Origin of the sequence: Nocardioides sediminis (assembly GCF_003047295.1) — a bacterium.
In the GTDB taxonomy this organism is placed as follows: Bacteria; Actinomycetota; Actinomycetes; order Propionibacteriales; family Nocardioidaceae; genus Nocardioides; species Nocardioides sediminis.
On sequence record NZ_PZYZ01000003.1, the window covers coordinates 354,534 to 375,448 of the forward strand.

Sequence of the window (20,915 nt, forward strand, 5' to 3'; positions counted from 1 at the left end):
TCTCATCGTGCTTCCATCGACCCGGGCGACTGTGGTGGCGTGAGCGGGTGGGTCAAGGCGCTGGTCGTGCTGGCACTGGTCGTGCCCATGACGGCGTACGTCGCGGGCTCGCTCGTGTCGTCGCGCTCCTACGACCCGAGCGACCGCGCACCGGTGATCATCCAGGACGCCCCCGCCTCGTCCCCCGACCCGGCCCGCGCCCGCGACCGCCGGGAGAAGCGCCGGCCGTCGCCGCGTCCGGGAGCGAGCCCGGCGACGAGCCCCGGCACGGGCGCGCAGACGAGCCGCGGTGCGACCCCGGACGGGCAGGACGACGTGGAGGACAATGACGCCACGGTCGTCACCCCGCAGCCCAGGCCCGTGGACGACGACGATGACGACGATGACGACGGCCCGGATGGGGACGATGACGACGACGAGGCCGACGACGGCGAGGACGACGACGCCAACGCCGACGACGACGGGGACGACGACTGATCCCGTCCGTCCACCACGTCGCGGCCCCCTGGCTCAGGTCTCGGTCCGGACCCGGATCACGGTCGTCATCGCGCTGCTCACCGCGGTGGCGATGGCGGGGGCGGGCCTGCTGGTCCACGCCCTGGAGTCGGCCCGGATCGAGCGCGCCGTCAACGAGCAGATCGACCAGGAGATCGCCGAGTTCCGCGAGCTGCGCATCGACCCCAACACCGGGCAGGCCTTCGACGACGTGGGCCGGCTCCTCAACGTGTTCCTGAGCCGCAACGTGCCCGACGACGACGAGATGCTCGTGGGCTACGTCCGGGGCGAGCGGGCCGAGCGCACCGCCAACCGCTACGGGCAGGAGGTCCTCGACGAGCCGGCGTACCAGCAGGCCCTCGCCGACGCGGCCGGCGGCGGCACCGAGGTGCTGGACTCCGAGCAGTTCGGCGAGGTCTGGGTGACCGTCGTGCCGGTCAGCAACACCGGCAGCCAGGGCTCGCTGGTCATCGTCAACTTCCTGGCCGACGAGCACGTCGAGCTCGACCGGACGCTGCGCACCTACACCCTGGTCGCGCTGCTCTCGCTGGGCCTGATCACCACCATCGCGGCCTTCCAGTCCGGCCGTCTGCTGGCCCCGCTGCGCGTGCTGGAGGAGACCGCGCGCGACATCACCGCGACCGATCTCTCGCGCCGGATCCCCGAGCAGGGCAACGACGACATCACCGACCTCACCCGCACCATCAACCGGATGCTCGAGCGCCTCGACGCCGGGTTCACCGCCCAGCGCCAGTTCCTCGACGACGCCGGGCACGAGCTCAGGACGCCGCTCACCGTCCTGCGCGGCCACCTCGAGCTGCTGGACCCCGACGACCCGGACGAGGTCCGGGAGACCCGCAACCTGCTGCTGTCCGAGTCCGACCGGATGTCACGCCTCGTGGGTGACCTGATCGTGCTGGCCAAGTCGCGCCGGCCCGACTTCCTCGCCCCGGCGCCGGTGGACCTCGCGACGCTCACCCCGACGCTGCTCGCCACCGCCCGCGGCCTCGGGGACCGCGACTGGCAGCTCGACGAGGTCGCCGACGGCACCGTCGAGGTGGACGAGCAGCGGATCACCCAGGCCGTCCTCCAGCTCGCCGACAACGCCGTCAAGCACACGTCCCCCGGTGACACCGTCGCCATCGGCTCGGCCCGCGACCGGGGCGTCCTGCGCCTGTGGGTCCGCGACACCGGCCCCGGCGTCCCCGAGCACCACCGGGACGCGATCTTCGAGCGGTTCGGGCGCGGCGACGTACGCCCCGGCGACGAGGGCTTCGGCCTGGGCCTCTCCATCGTGCGTGCCATCGCCGAGGCCCACGGGGGCACCGTCACCGTCAGCGACGCCCGCCCGGGAGGTACGCCGCCCGGCGCCCGCTTCGAGCTCGTCCTGCCCGCCACTCCCGAGGAGACCTCCCCATGGCCCAGATCCTGATCGTCGAGGACGAGGAGCGGATCGCCTCGTTCGTCGCCAAGGGCCTGCGGGCCGAGGGGCACCGCCCCACGGTCGTCGGGGACGGGCCGGGCGGCCTCGACGAGGCGTTGTCGGGGCGCTACGACCTGCTGGTGCTCGACATCGGGCTGCCCGGCATGGACGGCTTCGAGGTGCTCGACCAGCTGCGGTCCCAGGGCAGCCGGATGCCGGTGGTCGTGCTGACGGCCCGCGACTCGGTGACCGACACGGTGGCGGCCCTGGACAACGGGGCCGACGACTACATGGCCAAGCCGTTCCGCTTCGCCGAGCTGATGGCGCGCATCCGGCTGCGGCTGCGCACCGCCGAGGCCCCGGACGCCCGCGCGCACGAGGAGGTCCTCCGCGTCGGCGGCGTGGAGCTCGACCGGCGGACCCGTCGGGTGTCCGTCGGCGGGACGCAGCTCGACCTGTCCGCCCGGGAGTTCGCGCTGGCCGAGATCTTCATGCTCAACCCGGGCCAGGTGCTGACCCGCGAGCAGCTGCTCGACCACGTGTGGGGCTACGACTTCGACCCGGGGTCCAACGTCGTGGACGTCTACGTCGGCTACCTGCGCCGCAAGGTGGGAGCCGACACGATCGCGACCGTCCGGGGCGTCGGCTACCGGTTCCGACCCGCGTGACCGACCGGCGGGTCAGCGCACCTTGAAGCCCGCGAGGCTGCCGCGCGGCTGGCGTGCGAGCACCGGCTCGAGCGCGTCGACCACCTCGTGCGGGGCCGGCCGGGCCGAAGGGTCGCGCTGGAGCATCGCCGCGACCACCTTCACGACCTCGTCCGGCACCCCGGCGGGCAGGTCCCGCGGCGCGGCCGCGACCTGCGGGAACCTCTCCTCGAGTGTGTCCGCCCGCGGGCTCGGGTCGTCGAACGCCCGATGCCCCGCGACGGCCTCGAAGAGGGTCGCACCGAGGCCCCAGACGTCGCTCGCGCAGGACGGCGCGACCTCGCCCGGGTCGCACTGCTCCGGGGCCATGTAGGCGTCGGTCCCGATGAGGTGACGCAGCCGGCGGGCGTCCTCCTCCGGCCGGGCCACCGAGAGGTCGATGAGGCGCGCGGGCGCACCCATGATGATGTTGCTGGGCTTGATGTCCAGGTGCGTCCACCCGATGTGGCGCAGGTAGTGCAACGACGCGGCGACGTCGATGGCCAGTGGGAGGTACTGCTGCTCCTGCAGGCGTCCGTGGCGACGCACCAGGGTCGACAGGCGGGGCCCGTCGACGTGCTCGAGGACGACGTGCGGCCTCGCCCCGTCGAGGTCGTGCCGCAGGCCCCGGACGACCACGGGGTGGTTGACCGCGGCCAGGGCGGCCACCTCCCGGCGCAGGCCGCGCCGGGAGGAGTCGTCATCGACCTGGTCGGGGCGGAGCAGCTTGACCACGACGGGCGAGTAGGTCACCTCGTCGAAGGCCAGCCACGCCTCGTACGCCGCGCCGCCGCCGAGCCTGCGGACCGCGGTCAGCTCGGGCGTGACGGCGTCGCCCTCGGCCAGCCCCCAGCCCCGCTCCCGAGGCGTCTCGTCTGCCCTGTGCGCCATGGCTCAGCGGCGGGTGTCGTTGCGGCTGCGGTCGTTGGTGCTGTTCGCCGACCAGTCGCGCTTCTTCTTGTCACCGGCTCCGTCGCGGGTCCAGTCACGCGTCTTGTCCCCGCGGCTCTTGTCGCGGTCGCGGCTCACCGCGGTGTAGCGGCTGTTGGTGTTGTCGTTGGTCTCGCGGCTGCGCGACCTGGTGTCCCCGTCGTCGTCGACGGTGCCGTCGTTGGTGTCGTCGTCGTCATCGTCGGCGACGAGGACCAGCTCGACCGCGTCGTCGTCGCGCTTGACCGCCTCGTCGGCGTTGACGGCGGGCGTCTGCATGCCGACCAGGCCGAGGGCCGTGAGCGTCGCGACGCCGAGCAGCGTGGTGGGGAGGAGCTTCTTCATGGCGGTTCCTCTCGTCGTGGGCCGGTGGCCCGGGTGGACAGCTCCACTGTGACGACGAGGCGTGAGGATGTCATGAGCCGCCGATGAGACGGCTCTCATGCGAGGAAACCCCGGAGGGGCTGGTGCGTCGGGACGGTTTCGAACCGCCGACCGCTCGGGTGTAAACCGAGTGCTCTACCGCTGAGCTACCGACGCGCGTCCGACCACCCTATGAAATGAGTTGAACCGCTGGCGTCTCGGGTCACCAGCGGTTCAACAAGTAGAACGATACGAGGGCGGTCCAAACGTGTCCCGCCTTTTCGCGAGATCGGTCGAATTTTCTCGACAGTGGTCTGGACCAGTGTCAGTCGACCGCTGCCCGGAGCTGCTCGAGGTGCTGGTCGAGGTCGCGTCCGTCGGCGTTGGCGCTGTGCAGGGCCCAGCGCAGGACACCCTCCCTGTCGACGACGTACGACGAGCGGTACGGCGCGCCCTTGGCCTCGTTGAAGACCTCGTAGGCCTTCGTCACCTCGCCGTGCGGCCAGTAGTCCGAGAGCAGCGGGAAGTTGAGCCCCTCGGCGTCCGCGAAGGCCCGCAGCGAGTAGACCGGGTCGCACGAGATGCCCAGCACCTCGGTGTCGAACGTCATGAACTCGTCGAGCCGGTCCCGGATGCCCGACATCTCGCCGGTGCAGATCCCGGAGAAGGCGAACGGGTAGAACAGCAGCAGCACGGCCTTGCTCCCGCGGAAGGACCCGAGCGTGACGTCCTGGCCGAACTGGTCCCGCAGCGTGAAGTCCGGCGCCGGCGCGCCCAGGGTCAGCCCGGTCATGCGTGCCCGTCCTCTCCGGCCCCGTCGTCCCAGTGGGCCAGGTCGCGCTTGAGCACCTTGCCCGTGGCGTTGCGGGGCAGCTCGTCGAGGAAGACGATCTCGCGGGGCACCTTGTAGCGGGCCAGGTTGGTCTTCACGTGCTCCTTCAGCTCGTCCTCGGTGACGTCGGCCCGACGGGCGACGAAGGCCCGCAGGCGCGTGCCGTAGTCGGGGTCGTCGACCCCGACGGCGGCGGCCTCGGCCACGGCCTCGTGACCCACCAGGCAGTCCTCCACCTCCTTGGGGAAGACGTTCTCGCCGCCCGAGACGATCATCTCGTCGTCGCGGCCCTCGACGTACAGCCGTCCCGCGTCGTCGAAGCGTCCGACGTCGCCGGTGGCCATCAGGCCGTCGATCATGTCCTTGGTGCCCCCGCCGGTGTAGCCCTCGAAGAGCAGGCTGTTGCCCACGAAGATCCGTCCGGTCCTCCCGGTCGGCACCTCCCGCCCCTCGTCGTCGAAGATGCGCACGACCGTGCCGTACGGCGGTCGGCCGGCCGACGAGGGCGCCTCGCGCAGGTCCTGCGGGGTCGCGATGGAGGCGTAGGCCACCTCGGTGGAGCCGTAGATGTTGTAGAGGTTGTCCCCGAAGTGGTCCATCCACGAGGTCGCCAGCGTCCCGGGGAGGGCCGACCCGGACGCGGCCACCACCTCCAGGGACGGCAGCGACCAGCGGGCCAGCACCTCCTCGTCGAGTGCGAGGATCCGCTGGAGCATCACCGGGATGACCACCAGTGACTGGCACCGGTGCTCCTCGACGGTGCGCAGCGCGTTCTCGGGGTCGAACCTGCGCTGCAGGACGACCGTCGAGCCCAGCAGCATCGCCAGGGCGAGGTGCGCGAAGCCCCAGGTGTGGAACAGCGGCGCCGCGATGTGGGTGCGCCACCCGTGGCGCAGCGGGAGCCGCGAGAGCATCGAGACCGCGGCGTCGATGCCGGCCTCGTTGCGCGGGGCTCCCTTGGGGGTGCCGGTCGTGCCGCTGGTCAGGATGACGATGCGCGCGTGCCGCTGGGGCGCGTCGAGCTCGGCGTCGTCGTGGCTGCCGATGAGCGCCTCGATCGTGTCTCCCCGGTCCGAGTCCGCCCAGGCGACCAGGCGCTGCTCCACGTGGGCTGCGGCCAGCAGGTCGGTGAACTCCTCGTCGTGGACGACCACGGCCGGCTGCTCCCGCTCCAGGACGTCGACGAGCTGCGGTCCGGCGAACGCGGTGTTGAGGTAGAGCAGGTCCGCACCCAGCTTGGCCGTGGCCACGGACGCGTCGACGAAGCCCCGGTGGTTGCGGCACATGACCGCCACCGAGTCGCCCTCGCGGACACCGAGGCCGGCGAGCCCGCGGGCCAGGGCGTTGCTGCGGCGGTGGAGCTCACCGAACGTCAGCTCACCGAGCTCGTCGACCAGCCCGACCCGGTCGGGGTCGCGCACGGCCAGCGATGCGAAGCCGCCCGCCGGCCCGGTCCCCCACCGCACCAGCGTGCGTCCGAGCGACACGAGGGTGCGCGGTCCGTAGGGGCGGATGACACCGGCGCCGCCGAGCACGCGCAGGGTCGTGGCCGCGTCGAGGGCGTGGGCGCGCAGCGACTTCACGAGGTGTGTCTCACGGGTGTCGGTCCTGACGGGTCGGGGTCGTGGGTCAGGCCGGGGTCTTGGGGGCGACCAGCTTGCTGGCCTGCCAGTCCGCGCTGACCGCGGCCGTCGTGGTCTGCGACAGTCCCGCGATGGGCGCCGCCTCGGCGACGTCCGCGGCGTCGACGCTCTGCGGCCGGCCCACCTTGGGCGTGAGCAGCCAGATGGCACCCCCGCCGACGAGGTCGGTCAACGCGTCGACCAGTCCGTCCACGAGGTCTCCGTCGTCCCGGCGCCACCACAGGATCACGGCGTCGACCACGTTGCCGTAGTCGCCGTCGACCATGTCCCCGTCGATGGTGTCCTCGATCGCGACCCTGAGCTCGTCGTCGACGTCGTTGTCCCAGCCGAGTTCCTGGATGACCATGCCGGGCACGATGCCCAGTCGCTCTGCGGCACCTGTTGCCGGGGCGGCTCCGCCACCCACCGTCGAGCTCACGCCACGCCTCCGTTCGTCATGTGGTCCGCATATCTGCGGAAGTGGGACGTAGTCCACCGGAGTTGCTGCCGAGTCGCAACCCTGTCCCGCTGAACGGGCGTCCGCGTCCGCTGGCGAGGCATACTCGTGGGTAGATTTCGTAGGTCGTCCGTGCGTGACACGATGCACACGTGAGTGAAGAGTCCAAGACCTCCGAGACCCCCTCGTCCGCCGCCGCCCACCCCCGCGCGGTCATCCACGAGGGACTGCCCACGCAGCTTCCCGACATCGACCCGGACGAGACCCTCGAGTGGATCGACTCCTTCGACGCGATGCTCGACGACAAGGGCCGCGAGCGCGCTCGCTACGTGATGCTGCGTCTGCTGGAGCGGGCCCGCGAGAAGCAGGTCGGCGTACCCGCGCTGCGCAGCACCGACTACATCAACACCATCCCGCCCGAGCGTGAGCCGTGGTTCCCGGGCGACGAGGACATCGAGCGCCGCATCCGCGCGTTCATCCGCTGGAACGCCGCCGTCATGGTCTCCAGCGCCAACCGCAAGGGCCTCGAGGTCGGCGGCCACATCGCGACCTACCAGTCGTCCGCGAGCCTCTACGAGGTCGGCTTCAACCACTTCTTCCAGGGCAAGGACCACGAGGGAGGTGGCGACCAGATCTACATCCAGGGCCACGGCTCCCCCGGCGTCTACTCGCGTGCCTTCCTCGAGGGCCGCCTGACCGAGGAGCAGCTCTACCGGTTCCGCCAGGAGGTCCAGCACGGCGCCGGCGCGGGCCTGCCCTCCTACCCGCACCCCCGGCTCATGCCGGACTTCTGGGAGTTCCCGACCGTGTCGATGGGCCTGACGGCCATCAACTCGATCTACCAGGCGCGCTTCAACCGCTACATGCACAACCGCAAGATCAAGGACACCTCGCAGCAGCGCGTGTGGGCCTTCATGGGCGACGGCGAGATGGCCGAGCCCGAGTCGCTGGGCGCGATCCGCATCGCCGCCCGCGAGGAGCTCGACAACCTCACCTGGATCATCAACTGCAACCTCCAGCAGCTCGACGGCCCGGTGACCGGCAACGGCAAGATCATCCAGGAGCTCGAGGCCAACTTCCGAGGCGCCGGGTGGAACGTCATCAAGGTCGTCTGGGGCCGCGAGTGGGACGCCCTGCTCGCCAAGGACGTGGACGGCGTCCTGGTCAACCGGATGAACACCACGCCCGACGGGCAGTTCCAGACCTACTCCACCGAGGACGGCGCCTACGTCCGCGACCACTTCTTCGGCGTCGACCCGCGCCTGCGCAAGATGGTCGAGCACATGAGCGACTCGCAGATCGAGAAGCTGCCGCGCGGTGGCCACGACTACCGCAAGGTGTACGCCGCCTTCGACGCCGCGACCAAGCACGCCGGCCAGCCGACGGTGATCCTCGCCCACACCATCAAGGGCTGGACGATCGACGCCCTCGAGGGCAAGAACGCCACCCACCAGATGAAGAAGCTGACCCCCGCGGACCTCAAGAAGTTCCGCGACCGGCTCTACCTGCCGATCAGCGACAAGGAGCTCGAGGAGTCCTACGAGAAGACCGGCGGCGCGCCGTTCTTCCACCCCGGCAAGGACGCCCCCGAGATCGAGTACATGATGGAGCGCCGCAAGCAGCTCGGCGGCTCCGTGCCGCGCCGGGTCGTGCGTGCCAGCTCCCTCAAGCTCCCCGGCGACGAGATCTACTCCGAGCTCAAGCAGGGCTCCGGCAAGAACAAGATCGCCACCACCATGGCCGTCGTCCGGCTCCTCAAGGACTGGATGAAGGACCCGGAGATCGGCGATCGCCTCGTCCCCATCGCTCCCGACGAGTACCGCACGTTCGGCATGGACTCGATGTTCCCGAGCGCCAAGGTCTACAACCCCGGTGGCCAGCAGTACGAGTCCGTCGACCGCAAGCTCCTGCTCTCCTACAAGGAGTCCCAGCAGGGCCAGATGCTGCACGAGGGCATCTCCGAGGCGGGCGCGGTGGCGTCCGCGACGGCCGCGGGCTCGGCGTACTCCACGCACGGCGAGCACATGATCCCGTTCTACATCTTCTACTCGATGTTCGGGTTCCAGCGCACCGGCGACTCGATCTGGGCGATGGCCGACCAGCTGGCGCGGGGCTTCCTGATCGGCGCCACCGCCGGCCGCACCACGCTCACCGGTGAGGGCCTCCAGCACGCCGACGGGCACTCCCCGCTCCTGGCCGCGACCAACCCGGCGGTCGTGCACTACGACCCGGCGTTCGCCTACGAGGTCAGCCACATCATGCAGTCCGGCCTCGAGCGCATGTACGGCGCCGACGCGGAGGACGTGATCTTCTACATCACGGTCTACAACGAGCCGGTCAGCCAGCCGGCCGAGCCCTCCGACGTCGACGTCGAGGGCATCCTGCGCGGCATCCACAAGGTCAGCACCGGCGAGGGCGAGGGACCGCGGGTCCAGCTGCTCGCCTCGGGCGTCGGCTACCCGTGGGTGCAGGACGCGGCCCGCATCCTCGCCGAGGAGTGGGGCGTGCAGGCCGACACCTGGTCGGTGACCTCCTGGAACGAGCTGGCGCGCGACGCCGTCGCGGCCGAGGAGCACAACCTGCTCCACCCGGCCGACGACAAGCGCACCCCCTACGTCGCCGACAAGCTGGCCGGGGTCTCCGGTCCGGTGGTCGCGGTGTCGGACTACATGCGCGCCGTCCCGCTCCAGATCGCCCGCTGGGTTCCGGCCGACTACCGGGTCCTCGGCGCCGACGGGTTCGGCTTCGCCGACACGCGGCCCGCCGCCCGGCGCTTCTTCCACATCGACGCCCAGAGCGTCGTGGTCCAGGCGCTCCAGGCCCTCGCCGACGCCGGCGAGATCGACGCCACCAAGGTCGTCGAGGCCTCGGAGAAGTACCGCATCGACGACCCGACCGCGGTCAAGGACGTCAAGCAGGAGGGCGGCGACGCCTGAGGCGCGTCGCCTACGCGCCGGTGCCCGTCCTCACGTCGAGGGTGCGCACCGGCGCGACCGGCGCCTCGCCCGCCTCGGCCTGCCGTGCCACCACGTCCGGCCCGCTGTCGAGCAGCTCGCGCCACCGCCCGCGCTCGTAGACGGCCGGCTCGGTCGTCCGGATGAAGTCGTTGACGATCTTCACGAAGCGTTGCGGGTGGTCCTTGTGCGGGAAGTGGCCCGCGTTGGGGATGATCTCCACCCGCGCGGTCGGGGCGAGGGCCACCGCGTGGTTGGCGTGGCGGACCGGGATGACCTGGTCGTTGCGCCCCCACACGACGCACATCGGCATCGCCTCGGTGAGGTAGGCGCGGTCGGACATGGTGACGATCTGGCCCCGCCAGTCGACCACCGCGCGGACGACGTGCCGGATGGCGGCCCGCGTGCGCGGGTCCTTGAACGAGTCGTAGATGTCGGCCACCTCGGCCAGGTCGCGCGTGGCGCGGATGCCGGTGGCGGCCAGCGCACGCAGCCCGGCCCGGCCCGCGTGCCGCACCCCGGGCAGGGTGAGCACGCCCATGGCCTGCTGGAAGCCGGGCGTGGTGATGGCCCGGATCGCCGGACTGACCTCGGGACCGAGGCCACCGGAGCCGACGAGGATCAGCCGCTCGGTGCGCTCGGGGAACTGGTAGGCGAACTGCATCGCCACCCCGCCCCCGAAGCTGTGCCCGACCACGCTGACCCGGTCGATGCCGAGCACGGTGAGCAGGTCGCGCATGCCGTTGGCGTAGCCGCCGACGCTGTAGTCGGCCCGCGGCTTGTCGGACTGGCCGTGGCCGAGGAGGTCGGGCGCGACCACGGTGTAGCGGCGGGCGAGCGAGTCGATGACCGGGGCCCACGTGGTGTGGTCGCACCCGAGCCCGTGGAGCAGGAGCAGCGCGGGGCCCGAGCCGCGCACGACGTACGCGCGTCGGTGCCCGTGGATGGTGACGTGCTGGACCTGTGCCCGTGTGCCTGCAGCGTTGCCGCTCACCGGACCTCCTGAGTGGGGGGAATGCCAGATTCAACCAGAACCTGTTCCACTTCGGGAGGGGCCGCCCCTCCCCGCGGGGGTGTCTTTCCGCCGGGGATGGCTAATCTCGGGCCATGGGCAGCGACGAGCAGGTGCAGCGGGACCGCATCTCCGCCGCGCTGCAGCGCGCGACGGGCAGCCTCAGCACCGCGGCCACGGCAGCGATGTCCACCCACATGTCGTGGTGGGACGACCTGAGCGCCGAGGACCGCTCGTGGGTCGGGGTGATCGTCCAGGCCGGCGTGAAGGGCTTCGTCGACTGGTACGGCGACACCGGCGGCGGGCCGGCCGCCACGCTGACCGCCTCGGTCTTCGGCGCCGCGCCCCGCGAGCTCACCGGCGCCATCACCCTCCAGCAGACCGTCGACCTGGTGCGGCTCACCATCGAGGTGGTCGAGGCCAACATCGACGACATCCTCGAGCCCCCGGACGCCCCCTCCGTCCACGAGGCGGTGCTCCGCTACGCCCGTGAGGTCGCCTTCGCGACCGCGGAGGTCTACGCCCGCGCCGCGGAGGTGCGCGGCGCCTGGGACGCACGGCTCGAGGCGCTCGTCGTGGACGCCGTGCTCCGCTCCGAGGCCGACGAGACCGTGCTGTCCCGCGCCAGCGCGCTGGGCTGGGGCGGGCGCGGCGACGTGGCCGTCGTGCTGGGCCTGGTCCCGGCGCAGCGGACCGAGACCGACGTCTTCGAGGACGTACGCCGCACGGCCGTGGCCCACGGCATGGACGCCCTGTGCGCCACCCAGGGCGACCGCCTGGTGGTCATCCTCGGCGGGGTGGACGATCCCCACAAGTCCGCGCTGCGGATCATCGACCACTTCGGGGAGGGACCCGTCGTCGTCGGACCCGTCGCCCCGGACCTCTCCCACGCCCACTCCTCGGCCCGCGCCGCGCTGTCGGCCCACCGCTCCGCGACCGGCTGGCCCCAGGCCCCGCGGCCCGTCCGCAGCGACGAGCTGCTGCCCGAGCGCGCCCTCGCCGGCGACGGGCACGCGCGGCGCAGCCTCGTCGAGGACGTCTACCTGCCGCTGGTGAGCGCCCGGGGGACGCTCATCGAGACGTTGTCGACCTACTTCCTGCACGGGGGCTCGATCGAGGCGACGGCACGCACCCTGTTCGTGCACCCCAACACTGTGCGCTACCGGCTCAAGCAGGCCGCGGAGGTCACCGGCCTCACCCCGACCCGCCCCCGGGATGCCTTCACGATCCAGATCGCGCTCATCCTCGGCCGCCAGTCCGGCCGCGAGTGACACCCTCCACACGTTTGTAGGGTTCCCACAAAGAATTCACCCTCGTTTTCGTGAACCTCGACCCGGCGCGAGACCACCGCGACCCGCCACGCTTGACGTGTGCTCGTCATCGTCGCTCCAGGCCAAGGTGCCCAGACCCCCGGTTTCCTCGAGCCCTGGCTCGAGGACCCCACGTTCGCCAGCCGGTTCGACTGGCTCTCCACCGTGGCGGGCCTCGACCTGGCCCACTACGGCACCCAGGCGGACGCCGAGACCATCCGGCGGACCGAGATCGCCCAGCCGCTGCTGGTCGCCACCGGGCTGATCGCCGCGCTGGACCTCTTCCCGCACCCGAGCGACGCCTTCCAGCGCGTCGGTGCCGTGGCCGGCCACAGCGTCGGCGAGATCGCCGCCGCCGCCGGCGCGCGGGTCATCACCGCCGAGCAGGCGATGGTGCTGGTCCGCGAGCGGGGCAAGGCGATGGCCGACGCCGCCGCGCAGACCCCCACCGGCATGACGGCCGTCCTCGGCGGAGACCGCGACGAGGTGCTGGCGGCCATCGCCTCGCACGGCCTCACCCCCGCCAACGACAACGGCCCGGGCCAGATCGTGGCCGCCGGCACGATGGAGCAGCTCGCGGCGTTCGCCGACGCTCCCCCGGCCAAGGCCCGTCTCGTCCCGCTGAGCGTCGCCGGCGCCTTCCACACCACGCACATGGAGCCGGCGGTGGGTCACCTCGCGGGTCTCGCCCGGTCGGTCTCCACCCACGACCCGCGCACCGCGGTCATCTCCAACCGCGACGGCCAGGTCGTCCACGACGGCCGCGAGGTGCTCGCCCGCATCGTCGGCCAGATCGCCGCGCCGGTGCGCTGGGACCTGTGCATGGACGCCATGCTCGACCTCGGCGTCACCGGCCTCCTGGAGATGCCGCCGGCGGGCACCCTCACCGGCATCGCCAAGCGGGCCATGAAGGGCGTGGAGACCTTCGCGCTCAAGACCCCCGACCAGCTCGACGACGCCCGCGCCTTCGTCGACAAGCACGGCGAGCAGTCCGTCATCGAGACCACCCCCACCTGGCGGATGGTCGTCTCCCCGGGCAAGGGCACCTTCCACCGCTCTGCCGAGGCGGTCGACACCGACGTGCTGGCGGCCGGCCTCACCATCGGCGAGGTTGCCAGCACCCGTGACCGGACCCCTGTCACCGCGCTGCACGGCGGCCAGGTCGTCGAGTGGCTGGTGGAGGACGGCGACATCGTCTCCCCCGGCCAGCCACTGGTGCGCCTGCACCCGCAGGGCGGTGGCCACTGATGGGCGCCACCATCGCCACGGCCACGGGCGCGCCCCACGCCGCGATCCTCGGCATCGGCGCCTACCGGCCCCGCCGCGTCGTCCCCAACTCCGCCGTCGTCGACGCGATCGACTCCAGCGACGAGTGGATCCAGCAGCGCTCCGGCATCAAGACGCGCCGTTGGGCCGACCAGGACGAGTCGGTGCAGATGATGTCCGTCGAGGCGTCGCGGATCGCCCTCGAGCGGGCCGGCCTCGACGCCCGCCAGATCGACTGCATCGTGGTCGCGACCGTCAGCCACCTCCTCCAGACGCCGGCGGTGGCCACCGCGATCGCCCACGAGCTCGGCACCGACCAGGCCGCCGCCTTCGACATCTCCGCGGCCTGCTCCGGCTTCTGCCACGGGATCGCCCTGGCCTCGGACTTCGTCCGCGCCGGCAGCGCACGCCACGTCCTGGTCATCGGCGTCGAGCGTCTCACCGACATCCTCGACCTCACCGATCGCGGGACGGCCTTCATCTTCGCCGACGGCGCCGGTGCCGCGGTCGTCGGACCCAGTGACACCCCGGGCATCGGTCCGGTCGTGTGGGGGTCCGACGGGGAGCAGTTCGACCTGATCCGCCAGCGCGAGGACTGGCGCGACGTGGTCGGCAGCCCCGAGGCGCCGGGCAGCGGGGTGATGCCGCACCTGGTGATGCAGGGCAACCCCGTGTTCCGCTGGGCGTCGTTCGCCATGGCCAAGATCGGCCAGCAGGCGCTCGACCGGGCCGGCATCACCCTCGACGACCTCGACGTCTTCGTCCCCCACCAGGCCAACATGCGCATCATCGACGCGATGGCACGGGCCATGAAGCTCCCGGCGCACGTCAGGATCGCGCGCGACATCGCCGACCAGGGCAACACCTCGGCGGCGTCGGTCCCGCTCGCGCTCGACCGGATGATCGAGGAGGGCGAGGCCAGGTCCGGCGACACCGCGCTCCTGATCGCCTTCGGAGCCGGCCTCTCCTACGCCGCCCAGGTCGTGCGCGTCCCCTGACCCGCGGCAGCCGGGTCCCCCGTCTCACCACCGCAACACCCAACCGAGCAGTACCCACCCGAAAGGAAGGCCCCATGGCCACCACCGAAGAGATCCGCGCCGACCTCGCCGAGATCGTCAACGAGGTCGCCGGCATCGACGCCGACGACGTGCAGCTCGACAAGTCGTTCGTCGACGACCTGGACGTCGACTCGCTCTCGATGGTCGAGGTCGTCGTGGCGGCCGAGGAGAAGTTCGGCGTCACCATCCCCGACGACGAGGTCAAGAACCTCAAGACCGTCGGCGACGCCGTCGCCTTCATCGAGCGCGCCCAGGGCTGACGAGGTCGCACCGGTGGCCGGGCCACCCGCCCGGCCACCGGCCCTCCTCCCCCCGCACCACCCCCACTCGAGAAACGGAAGACCAGATGAGCTCGACCCGCGTAGTGGTCACCGGACTGGGCACCACCTCCCCGGTCGGCGGTGACGTGAAGTCCACCTGGCAGGCGCTGCTGGCCGGACAGTCCGGTGTCGGCCACCTCACCGACGACTGGGCCGAGCAGCTGCCGGTCAAGATCGCCGGCCGGGTGGCCGTCGAGCCGACCGAGGTGCTCGACCGGGTCAAGGCTCGCCGCCTCGACCGCTCGAGCCAGTTCGCCATGGTCGCGGCCGACCAGGCGTGGGCCGACGCGGGCCTCGAGGGATCCGGGCTCGAGCCCGAGCGGCTTGCCGTCGCCCTGGCCTCCGGCATCGGCGGGGTCACCACCCTGCTCTCCAACTACGACACCCTCCTCGAGAAGGGTCCGCGCCGCGTCTCGCCGCTCGCGGTGCCGATGCTCATGCCCAACGCGCCCGCGGCCAACGTGAGCCTCAAGTACGGCGCCCGCGCCGCGGTGCACGCTCCGACCTCGGCCTGCGCCTCGGGCAACGAGGCGATCGCGATGGCCATCGACCTCATCCGTCTCGGCCGCGCCGACGTGGTGCTCGCCGGCGGCACCGAGGCCGCCATCCACCCGCTGCCCATGGCCGCCTTCGCCAACATGATGGCGCTGTCCAAGACCGGCAGCGAGGAGGGCGGCGACCCGACCGCGGTCTCGCGTCCCTGGGACGTCGCCCGCGACGGCTTCGTGCTCGGCGAGGGCGGTGCCGTCCTGGTCCTGGAGTCCGAGGACAGCGCGCGCGCCCGCGGCGCGACGATCTACGCGACCGTCCTCGGCGCCGGCATCAGCAACGACGCCCACGACATCGCCCAGCCCGACCCGGAGGGTCGCGGCGGCACGCGTGCCATCCAGATGGCCATGCGGGAGGGCGACGTCGACCCCGCCACCGTGGTGCACGTCAACGCGCACGCCACCTCCACCCCCAAGGGCGACATCGCCGAGGGGCTCATGCTGCACGCGGTGCTCGGCGAGCACGTCGACCGCTGCGTGGTGACCAGCACCAAGTCGATGACCGGCCACCTCCTCGGCGGCGCCGGTGCGCTCGAGGCCGTCGCGACCGTGATGGCGCTGCGCGACCGCACGAGCCCGCCGACGATCAACCTCGACGACAAGGACCCCGAGGTCGACCTCGACATCCCGACCGAGGCCCGCAAGCTCCCCGACGGCGACATCGTCGCCCTCAACAACTCCTTCGGGTTCGGCGGCGCCAACGTGGCCGTGGCCTTCGGGAGCATCTGATGACCACGACGGCGGCCAAGCCGGCCAAGCTCCCCCGCGAGCAGGACCCGCGCAACCCGGTCCACCGGCTCACCGCCCTCTTCGACGAGGGCACGCTCGAGCTGCTGACCCCCGACGACGACTCCGGCATGCTCGCGGCCACCGGACGGGTCAACGACACGGCCGTCGTCGCCTTCTGCAGCGACGCGACCGTCATGGGCGGTGCGATGGGCGACCTCGGCTGCCGGGTCGTGGTCGACGCCTACCACCGGGCGATCACCGACGGTGTGCCGATCATCGGCCTGTGGCACTCCGGCGGGGCCCGGCTCGCCGAGGGCGTGCTGTCCCTGCACGCCGTGGGCCGCATCTTCCAGGTGATGACCCAGGCCTCCGGGACGATCCCGCAGATCTCCGTCGTCCTCGGCCCCGCGGCCGGCGGCGCGGCCTACGGTCCTGCCCTCACCGACGTGGTCATCCTCGGCCCCGAGGGTCGCATCTTCGTCACCGGTCCCGACGTCGTCCGCTCCGTCACCGGCGAGGACGTCGACATGCTGCGCCTCGGCGGCCCCGAGCCGCACGGCCGCCGCTCCGGCGTGGTCCACGTCCTCACCGAGTCCGAGGCCGAGGCCCTCGAGCGGGCGCGCACGGTCGCGTCCCTCCTCGGCGCGCAGCACAGCCTCGACGTCGACGCCGTCGAGGACCGCGACCTCGCGGCGATCCTCCCGGAGTCCAAGAAGCGCGCCTACGACGTGCACCCCCTCGTCGAGGCGGTCCTCGACGACGGCACCATGCAGGAGCTGCACGCCCGCTGGGCCCCCAACATCGTCACCGCCCTGGGCCGCTTCGGCGGTCGCACGGTCGGTGTGGTGGCCAACAACCCGCTCCGCCTCGGCGGCTGCCTCGACTCGCTGTCGGCCGAGAAGGCCTCCCGCTTCGTGCGGATGTGCGACGCCTTCGGCGTGCCGCTGATCGTCCTGGTGGACGTCCCGGGCTACCTGCCCGGCGTCGGGCAGGAGTGGGACGGCGTCGTACGACGTGGCGCCAAGCTCCTGCACGCCTTCGGCGAGTGCGTGGTCCCCCGGGTCACCCTGGTCACCCGCAAGACCTACGGCGGCGCCTACATCGCCATGAACGCCCGCTCGCTCGGGGCCACCCGCGTGCTCGCCTGGCCGGGCGCCGAGGTCGCCGTGATGGGTGCCGTGGCCGCCATCCGCATCCTGCACCGGCGCAAGCTCGCCGAGGTCTCCCCCGAGATCCGGCCGCAGGTCGAGGCCGAGCTTGCCGCCGAGCACGAGCGGATCGCCGGCGGCGTCGACAAGGCCGTCGAGATCGGCGTCGTGGACGAGGTGGTCGAGCCGGACCGCACCCGCAGCGCCATCGCGGCCGCTTTCCGCCACGAGATCGACACCTCGGGCGTGCACCGCGGGCACCACGGCAACATCCCGCTCTGACCCGGGTCCGTAACCCACGGACCTCCCCCGCGTTGGACGTGTGTCCTACGCCACAGGGGGAACCGCCGTGCCACGTCTCGTCCTCATCGGTCAGGTGCTGCTGCTCGGCCTCCTCGGGCTCGGCAGCACCACCCCCGCCGGGGCGAGCGAGGTCGGCGGCAGCGTGCACGCGGCCGACGACAAGCTCCGCCGCGGCTGCCACACCTACTCCTTCGACTACACCGTCCGGACGCCGTTCGACGACTGGTCCCTCGAGACGACCGTCGTGGACCCCCGGGGCGAGGGCGTCGCATCCCACGCCTTCCTCGGTCCCTACGATCCCCAGGCGCAGCGCGCCGCATACCGCCTGTGCCGGTGGGCGACGCGACCCGGCCGCTTCACGGTCCGGGCCAAGCTGGTCGCGTACGACGACCCCAGCGAGGGCACCGAGGTGCTGCTCCCGGAGGCGACCTTCCGGCTACGGCGCCGCTGAACCCTCCGGGTCGGCGGCCGGCGCCACGGTGGCGGCGGCGATCGCGGTCGTCACCGGGACGGCGAGCACCAGCCCGATGGCCGAGGCCAGCGTGCGCATGATCTCCTCGGAGATGATCTCGTCGCTCAGCACGTCGAGCAGCGGCCGGTCGTAGAGCGCGATCAGCAGCAGCGCCGCCAGCGCGGTCCCGGCGTAGGCGAAGACGATGGTGTAGATGGTCGAGGCGATGTGGTCGCGCCCGATCCGCATCCCCGAGGCGAAGATCCGGGCGCGGGACATCCCCGGGGCCGCGTCCCGCAGCTCCCACACCGCCGAGCTCTGCGTGATGGTCACGTCGTTGAGGACTCCCAGCCCGGCCACGATCACGGCGCAGGTGAGCAGGCCCCGGAAGTCGAGCTCGGTGGCCTGCAGCCTCAGCTGGAGCGCCGACTCGTCCCCGAGCCCGGTCAACCGGGCCGCGTCGATGGCCAGCAGCCCGAGCCCGGCGGTGACCAGCAGGCCGAAGAGCGTCCCGGCCAGGGCGGTCGAGGTGCGCACGGACACACCGTGGGCGAGGTAGAGGACCATGAACATGATCGCGCTCGAGCCCACCAGCGCGACGAGCATCCCCGACTCCCCCGTCAGCAGCGCGGGGAGCATGAAGAACCCGACCACACCGCCGGCCAGCACGAGTCCGAGCAGGGCCAGCAGACCGCGCAGCCGGGCGATGAGGCCGACGATCAGCACGAAGGCACCGGCCATCACCGCGATCGGCATCGTCCGGTCGACGCCGACCCAGGCGTACCGGGTGCCGCCCTCCTGGGGGATGGATGCCAGGAGCACGCGGTCCCCGACCTCCAGGGCCCCGCTCACCGTGCCCGGCGGGACCTGCACCCCCTCCTCGACCTCCTGGTCGTCGAGGAGTCGCACAGTGACCTGGTCGCACCCCTCCGGGTAGTCCTCGAAGGTCTCCGGCGTGACGACGGGGCATGCCTCCCCCTTCGCTACCACCTGCGCGCGGGGGTAGGTGACGCCCTCGGCTGCGTAGGGGCTCGCCGGCCGGTCCTCCGAGGGCCACAGGGCGACGAGCCCGACGACGGTCGCCAGCGCCGCGAGCGCGAGTCCGGCCAGGAGGATCCTGGTCACCGGGCCGGACGTGTGGACCCGCGGCGCGCGGTGAGAGTGGTGGGCCCCCATGCGGCCAACCTCTCACACCGCTCGCGCGCTCAGACCACCTGGTGCAGCCAGCGGACCGGAGCACCGTCGCCGGCGTGCCGGAAGGTCTCCAGCTCGTCGTCCCACGGCTTGCCGAGCAGCTTGTCGATCTCGTTGAGCAGCGTCGTCTCACCGAGCGCGGCCTTGACGACGGCCGCCTTCAGCCGGTCCTCCGGGATCATGATGTCGCCGTGCAGGCCCGTGACTGCGTGGAAGACGCCGAGCTCGGGCGTGAACGAGAAGCGGGTGCCCTCGCTCGAGGGCGTCGGCTCCTCGGTGATCTCGAAGCGCAGGTGGTTCCAGCCACGCAGCGCCGATGCCACCGCAGCCGCCGAGCCGGCGGAACCGCTCCACGACAGCTCAGCCCGGTAGGTGCCGGGCTGCGCGGGCTGGGGGGTCCAGTCCAGGCTCACGGCCACGCCGAGGACTCCGCCCACCGCCCACTCGATGTGGGGGCACAGGGCAGAGGGAGCTGAGTGCACGTAGAGGATGCCCCGGGTCCCGGGTCCGTCCGGGCGGGCGTGAGTGCGTGTGGTCACCATGACCTCCTTGAGTTCCGGCGCCCAGGTGCGCCTTCCCCAGCGGTCTGCACAACGGATCTCAGTCGGTCGAGTGACACCTATGTGATTAGTGTCCCCATTGTGGCCGAAGTTGCGTGGGAATGCCAGTGGGACACCACGTCCGCTCCCGCGTGTCAGTCCATCCGCTTCTCGAGCAGCTCCGCACGGGCGGCGGAGTCGGTGATCTCGGTGCTGTCGATGGCGTGCGTGCGGTGGAACCACGCCAGGGCGTCCGACTCCCGGCCGGCGGCCTCGAGGGTGTCGGCGTAGGCGTAGCGCAGCCGCACCACCCACGGAGCCCTGCTCTTGGACTGGAGGGGGGCCAGCTCGAGGGTGCGGAGCGCCGCGTCGAGCTGCCCCATGTCACGGCGAGCGCCGGCCTCGACCAGCGTCATCTCGGCCTTGGCCTCGGGGGCGAAGTTGGCCACCGAGGGACTCTTGGCGAGCTTGAGCGCCTGCTCGGGCTGGCCGAGGGCACGGTGGCAGTCGGCCATGATCGGCAGGTAGTCCGTGGCGCCGTTCATGCGCTTGGCCGCGCGCAGCTCGGAGAGCGCCTCGGCATAGTGGCCGGCGGCGTACGCCGACTCCCCCACCGCCTCGCGCACGATGGCGATCCGCGACGCGCGAGCCCGCGCGGCGAGGGTGTGCTGGTACGCCGTCTCGGGGTCCTCGTCGATGAGCATCCCGGCGGCCGCGAGGTGCCGTGCAACCCTGGCCGCCAGCTTCTCGGGCAGGCCCTTCAGCTGGGCCGCGATGCCGCGGTCGAGCTCCTTGCCGGTGATCTCCGGAGGCAGCGGCGGGCCGTCGTACTTCGCCTGATCCGTCGTTCGCGGACCCTGCTCCTCACGGGGACGCTTCCAGTCCCCCTGGCGGGGCTTGCGGTCACCGCCGCGGGCGCCCGCACCTCGGGGGGCACTCCCCCGGGAGTCACCCGAACGGGGCCCTGCCGACCCCTTGCCACCCCGACCGGCCGAACCACCGCGGGCAGGCGGCTTCCCCCCGCTGCGAGTGGGGCGCTGGCTACGACGATCCTCGGCCACGTCGATGGTCCTTCCGGGACGGTGATGACTCACTGTGCTGATGTGGGGGCGCTGCGGGTCTGGCCGCATGTACGACCAGCGCCCACGCTACTGCCTCGTCCGCAGCGCGTGGCGGCGGGCAGGTGGGGAAATGGGAAAGAGGGGCCGCCTGGTGGCGGCCCCTCTCCCAATGTATGTCCGGCGGCGTCCTACTCTCCCACAGCCTCTCGGTTGC

The 20,915-nt window shown here is 72.0% G+C and carries 20 protein-coding genes and 1 tRNA gene; 11 read left to right on the forward strand and 10 right to left on the reverse strand.

Features of this window, described 5'->3' with window-relative positions:
• The first annotated feature begins 39 nt into the window (after window positions 1-39).
• Genes DAI17_RS10600 through DAI17_RS10610 form a run of 3 tightly spaced genes read left to right on the forward strand, consistent with a single transcriptional unit; the run spans window position 40 to window position 2,586 of the window.
• Window positions 40-477 carry a hypothetical protein gene (locus tag DAI17_RS10600; RefSeq protein ID WP_107772885.1) on the forward strand — a complete coding sequence of 146 codons (438 nt, stop codon included), beginning with the start codon at window positions 40-42 and terminating at the stop codon, window positions 475-477.
• Window positions 407-1,927 (forward strand): sensor histidine kinase, encoded by a 1,521-nt coding sequence (locus DAI17_RS10605; protein WP_107772886.1) that lies wholly within the window; start codon window positions 407-409, stop codon window positions 1,925-1,927. The genes DAI17_RS10600 and DAI17_RS10605 overlap by 71 nt, the downstream gene beginning before the upstream one ends.
• Window positions 1,912-2,586 carry a response regulator transcription factor gene (locus DAI17_RS10610; protein WP_107772887.1) on the forward strand — a complete coding sequence of 225 codons (675 nt, stop codon included), beginning with the start codon at window positions 1,912-1,914 and terminating at the stop codon, window positions 2,584-2,586. Before DAI17_RS10605 ends, DAI17_RS10610 begins: the two co-directional genes overlap by 16 nt.
• Before the next feature lie 12 nt (window positions 2,587-2,598).
• On the opposite strand, the gene DAI17_RS10615 is transcribed toward DAI17_RS10610, so the two are convergent.
• From DAI17_RS10615 to DAI17_RS10640, 6 genes are all read right to left on the reverse strand, one after another.
• Window positions 2,599-3,495, reverse strand: a complete 897-nt coding sequence (locus tag DAI17_RS10615) for a serine/threonine-protein kinase (protein WP_107772888.1) — start codon at window positions 3,493-3,495, stop codon at window positions 2,599-2,601.
• 3 nt (window positions 3,496-3,498) lie between these two features.
• The gene (locus tag DAI17_RS10620) at window positions 3,499-3,879 is read right to left on the reverse strand and encodes a hypothetical protein (RefSeq protein ID WP_107772889.1); all 381 of its coding nucleotides are present in this window, start codon (window positions 3,877-3,879) and stop codon (window positions 3,499-3,501) included.
• Between the two features lie 120 nt (window positions 3,880-3,999).
• A tRNA-Val gene (locus DAI17_RS10625) sits at window positions 4,000-4,074 on the reverse strand.
• Between the two features lie 148 nt (window positions 4,075-4,222).
• Window positions 4,223-4,690, reverse strand: a complete 468-nt coding sequence (locus DAI17_RS10630) for a peroxiredoxin (RefSeq protein ID WP_107772890.1) — start codon at window positions 4,688-4,690, stop codon at window positions 4,223-4,225.
• On the reverse strand, window positions 4,687-6,312 hold the full coding sequence (locus DAI17_RS10635; RefSeq protein WP_107772891.1) for an AMP-binding protein: 1,626 nt from the start codon (window positions 6,310-6,312) through the stop codon (window positions 4,687-4,689). Before DAI17_RS10635 ends, DAI17_RS10630 begins: the two co-directional genes overlap by 4 nt.
• A 46-nt stretch (window positions 6,313-6,358) precedes the next feature.
• On the reverse strand, window positions 6,359-6,790 hold the full coding sequence (locus DAI17_RS10640) for a DUF3052 domain-containing protein (protein ID WP_107772892.1): 432 nt from the start codon (window positions 6,788-6,790) through the stop codon (window positions 6,359-6,361).
• A gap of 170 nt (window positions 6,791-6,960) precedes the next feature.
• Between DAI17_RS10640 and aceE the strand changes: the two genes are divergently transcribed.
• Window positions 6,961-9,744 (forward strand): pyruvate dehydrogenase (acetyl-transferring), homodimeric type, encoded by a 2,784-nt coding sequence (gene aceE, locus DAI17_RS10645; protein ID WP_107772893.1) that lies wholly within the window; start codon window positions 6,961-6,963, stop codon window positions 9,742-9,744.
• Between the two features lie 10 nt (window positions 9,745-9,754).
• Here the strand turns inward: aceE and DAI17_RS10650 are convergent, their stop codons facing one another.
• Window positions 9,755-10,756, reverse strand: coding sequence for an alpha/beta fold hydrolase (locus DAI17_RS10650; protein WP_234412436.1), 1,002 nt, complete (start codon window positions 10,754-10,756; stop codon window positions 9,755-9,757).
• A 113-nt stretch (window positions 10,757-10,869) separates the two neighbouring features.
• On the opposite strand from DAI17_RS10650, the gene DAI17_RS10655 reads away from it, so the two are divergent.
• The 7 genes from DAI17_RS10655 (at window position 10,870) to DAI17_RS10685 (ending at window position 17,907) form a co-directional block, all read left to right on the forward strand.
• Entirely contained in the window at window positions 10,870-12,045 is a 1,176-nt protein-coding gene (locus DAI17_RS10655; RefSeq protein WP_107772894.1) for a PucR family transcriptional regulator, read from the forward strand.
• A 99-nt stretch (window positions 12,046-12,144) separates the two neighbouring features.
• Window positions 12,145-13,332: an acyltransferase domain-containing protein gene (locus DAI17_RS10660; protein ID WP_107772895.1), complete on the forward strand. Its 1,188-nt coding sequence runs from the start codon at window positions 12,145-12,147 to the stop codon at window positions 13,330-13,332.
• Window positions 13,332-14,348 (forward strand): beta-ketoacyl-ACP synthase III, encoded by a 1,017-nt coding sequence (locus DAI17_RS10665; RefSeq protein ID WP_107772896.1) that lies wholly within the window; start codon window positions 13,332-13,334, stop codon window positions 14,346-14,348. Before DAI17_RS10660 ends, DAI17_RS10665 begins: the two co-directional genes overlap by 1 nt.
• Window positions 14,349-14,422: 74 nt before the next feature.
• Window positions 14,423-14,668 carry an acyl carrier protein gene (locus DAI17_RS10670; RefSeq protein ID WP_056886223.1) on the forward strand — a complete coding sequence of 82 codons (246 nt, stop codon included), beginning with the start codon at window positions 14,423-14,425 and terminating at the stop codon, window positions 14,666-14,668.
• 86 nt (window positions 14,669-14,754) lie between these two features.
• Entirely contained in the window at window positions 14,755-16,005 is a 1,251-nt protein-coding gene (locus tag DAI17_RS10675) for a beta-ketoacyl-[acyl-carrier-protein] synthase family protein (RefSeq protein WP_107772897.1), read from the forward strand.
• Window positions 16,005-17,435, forward strand: a complete 1,431-nt coding sequence (locus DAI17_RS10680; protein WP_107772898.1) for an acyl-CoA carboxylase subunit beta — start codon at window positions 16,005-16,007, stop codon at window positions 17,433-17,435. The genes DAI17_RS10675 and DAI17_RS10680 overlap by 1 nt, the downstream gene beginning before the upstream one ends.
• Window positions 17,436-17,502: 67 nt before the next feature.
• Entirely contained in the window at window positions 17,503-17,907 is a 405-nt protein-coding gene (locus DAI17_RS10685) for a hypothetical protein (protein ID WP_107772899.1), read from the forward strand.
• Here DAI17_RS10685 and DAI17_RS10690 read toward each other — a convergent pair.
• From DAI17_RS10690 to DAI17_RS10700, 3 genes are all read right to left on the reverse strand, one after another.
• The gene (locus DAI17_RS10690; RefSeq protein WP_234412437.1) at window positions 17,893-19,032 is read right to left on the reverse strand and encodes a YibE/F family protein; all 1,140 of its coding nucleotides are present in this window, start codon (window positions 19,030-19,032) and stop codon (window positions 17,893-17,895) included. The two genes, DAI17_RS10685 and DAI17_RS10690, sit on opposite strands and share 15 nt — an antisense overlap.
• 80 nt (window positions 19,033-19,112) lie before the next feature.
• The gene (locus DAI17_RS10695) at window positions 19,113-19,640 is read right to left on the reverse strand and encodes a DUF3145 domain-containing protein (protein WP_234412438.1); all 528 of its coding nucleotides are present in this window, start codon (window positions 19,638-19,640) and stop codon (window positions 19,113-19,115) included.
• Between the two features lie 155 nt (window positions 19,641-19,795).
• The gene (locus tag DAI17_RS10700; protein WP_107772902.1) at window positions 19,796-20,701 is read right to left on the reverse strand and encodes a tetratricopeptide repeat protein; all 906 of its coding nucleotides are present in this window, start codon (window positions 20,699-20,701) and stop codon (window positions 19,796-19,798) included.
• Window positions 20,702-20,915: the final 214 nt, after the last annotated feature.